The sequence below is a fragment of the Mesorhizobium sp. M1338 genome, from assembly GCF_040318045.1.
Classification (GTDB): Bacteria; Pseudomonadota; Alphaproteobacteria; order Rhizobiales; family Rhizobiaceae; genus Mesorhizobium.
This window is the reverse complement of the sequence record NZ_JAMYLL010000111.1, coordinates 1-2,926: the sequence shown is the minus strand read 5'-3', so window position 1 is coordinate 2,926 and position 2,926 is coordinate 1. Positions and strand designations below refer to the sequence as shown.

The following is a 2,926-nucleotide window of genomic DNA, read 5'->3' as shown; positions in this document are numbered from 1 at the left end:
CGCAGCGGCGTCCCCAATGGCACGAGCCTCCATGCCGACTGCGTCTTCCGGACGAGCAGCAAGGGCAATTTCGCGCCCGAGTGCGAACTTCCGGACATGAGTTAGTGCACTGATTTCAGCGGTTTTCATATAGCGCTTGGCATCTTCATCCAGCGACCGCTCGTGAAGCCGATCCGCAATCCCCGGCTTTTTGTTTTCAACCAGGCATTGACTGAAACGTCTAAGAGCAGACCCATAGACCTCAACGGTACGGGGTTTCGGCCCGGTCGGCGCTGCCTCGTACGCTTTGATGAGAGCCGCTGTGTACTCTCTGATGAGCACGGCGTCGGCAGGGTGGGGATTCAGGGCCGGGCGGCCCACCACTGGCGCTCCGCCCGCCCACGTCTTGAGACGACCCAGTGACCCAGCCACGGCCGAGGGGCCGCCACCCCAGATCTCGTACTCCTTGCGATCCCGATCCAGCGACTCCTCGTGAAGCCGATCCGCAATCCCCGGCTTGTTATTTTCAACGAGCCAATGACCAAAGCCGAAAAGAATATCTACATGGCGCTTGACCGTGATCTCCCCGACCTTACCGGCATAGAGTGCTGACCTCAGCCCTTCGACAAGGGTCGCATCGTTGGAATAAAGAGGACCCTTGTCGGGACCGGAGACCACTTTTGGGCGATCTGGCTGCACCGCCGCCGGCACAGAACGAGCATGGTCACGCAACTCGGACGGTGCGGGGGGATTCAGATCAACCACTGACGAATCCGGCGCATGATGATGGCGCGCCGTTGAGTGACCCGGCTGCAGCACCGAGGCACCCAGCATCGACCCACTGCCTCCGGCGTACGGCGCCGCGGCGTGTTCTTGTCCGCTCCCTTGCATCATGGGCTGCGCTTCCCATGGCAATGCACCCACTTGATGGGTGGGGGCCTGCATCAGCACGCGAGCGCCTGAATTGCCGATCTCGCTCAGCTGCGGCTCAGTGGCAACGTCCTGCAGACGACTGTTCGGGGTCCTTTGCCTCTTCACTGGTCTCAACTCCGCTGTATCATGCTCACGGTTGATGAGGACCTCCTCGCTTGGTAGCTGGTTGCTCCTGTCCTGTGCTGCGATCCGCTCGTCCGGCGCGCGCTGGTCGCCGTCGCGCCAGCTCAGGGGACGAAAGGACCCTGCGGGATCCGAGGCTTGGTGATGGGGCCCAGTTGGCACGAAAGACGATGCCAGAACAGCGTCGTCTTCATTAGCTTTCCCAGGGGGGAGATACTCTGGCCAACTGTATTCCTCCTGCGGCCCGCTGTGCTGCGCAGCGGCGTCCCCCTTGCTCTCAAGACTTTGAGATTTAAATGGGTCCCCGGGAGCAACGTCTGGCGCTGACTGGCCGAGCCGCTTGATCTGCTGGTGAAACGTCCCAACGGGGCTTTCCTTAACCGCGTCTCGGGCCTGTCGGTCCATGAGTTCAAAGTTCGTGAGATTATTTGCCGTTCCGAATGTATTGTCACCCCTGAGGCGGGTTTGTAGTGCCTGCCGATTGACGACGAGGTTGTTGAGGTTCAGGTTATCTGGCTGCGATTGCAATCGCCCAACCAGCGCCCGCGTGCCGTCCACCACGTAGACTCCGCAATCCACCACGTTGCTCTGCTGGGCGATGCGGGATACGCCCACGCGGGTCTCCAGGCTGGCGCCCAGATTTTCTGCGAGCTCTTTTGCAAGCGGGTCATGCCATCCGTTGTAGGAGTCATAATGATAGGCAACCGGCCGTTCCCGGTCGCTGCGATCAACGAACAGCAGCGACCAATGTTTGCCGCGCTCCTCACGAGTCGTACCGGCATCGCTCACTGGCACGAACAGGAAGTCGGCTGTGTCGTTGCCGTTCTTATGGACGATGCGCTGGAATGCGCTTAGCATGACGCTCTTGGAGCCCAAGCGCAGATGATAATTGGCTACGAGGGGATCCACGAACCGCGTCCGGGCGGCGAGATCTGGATTGTTCCCCTGCAACTCCTGCTCCAGGAGTTGGTAATCCCTCTGGATATGTTCGTCGCCTAGCCATTCCAATGCGCCGAGCACCCGCCCGTCTTTAGCTTTCCCAGGGGGCCTCTCTGGCCGACCCAATGCCTCCTGCGGCCCGCTGCGCTGCGCAGCGGCGTCCCCAATGGCACGAGCCTCCATGCCGACTGCGTCTTCCGGACGAGCAGCAAGGGCAATTTCGCGCCCGGGTGCGAACTTCCGGAGATGAGCTAGTGCACTGATCCTCCGGTTACCACCGGAGTTCACATAGCGCTTGGCATCTTCATCCAGCGACCCCTCGTGAAGCCGATCCGCAATCCCCGGCTTTTTGTTTTCATGCAGGTATTCACTGAAACGTATAAGAGTAGATCCATAGACCTGAATGGTACCGCGATTCGGCCCGGTCGCAGGCGCTTCTTTGTACTCTTTGATGAGAGCCGCTGTGTAATCTCTGATGAGCGCGGCGTCGGCAGGGTAGGGATTCCGGACAGGGCGGTCGACCACTGGCGCTCCGCCCGCCAACGTCTTGAGACGACCCAGTGCTCTAGCCACGATCGAGGGGCCACCCCTGCTCTCGTACTCCGAGGGGCCACCCCTGCTCTCGTACTCCTTGCGATCCTGATCCAGCGACGATTCGTCAAGCCGAGCAGCAAATCCCGGCCTGTTATTGTCAAAGAGCCAACGACCAAAGCCGAGAAGAGAATTTACATGGCGCTTGACCGTGCTCTCCTTGACCTTACCCGCGTAAGCTGACCTCAGCCCTTCGACAACGGTCGCATCGTTGGAATAGAGGGGACCCTTGTCGCGACCGGAGACCCCTATTGGAGGATCTGGCTGCACCGCCGCCGGCACAGAACGAGCATGGTCACGCAACTCGGACGGTGCGGGGGGATTCAGATCAACCACTGACGAATCCGGCGCATGATGATGG

At 60.5% G+C, this 2,926-nt stretch carries 1 protein-coding gene; it reads right to left on the bottom strand.

Annotation, left to right across the window (positions count from 1 at the left end; genetic code table 11):
- Nucleotides 1–2,499: Ulp1 family isopeptidase (locus tag NKH19_RS33040; RefSeq protein ID WP_352983878.1), on the bottom strand; the 2,499-nt coding region annotated here is incomplete at its 3' end.
- Nucleotides 2,500–2,926: the final 427 nt, after the last annotated feature.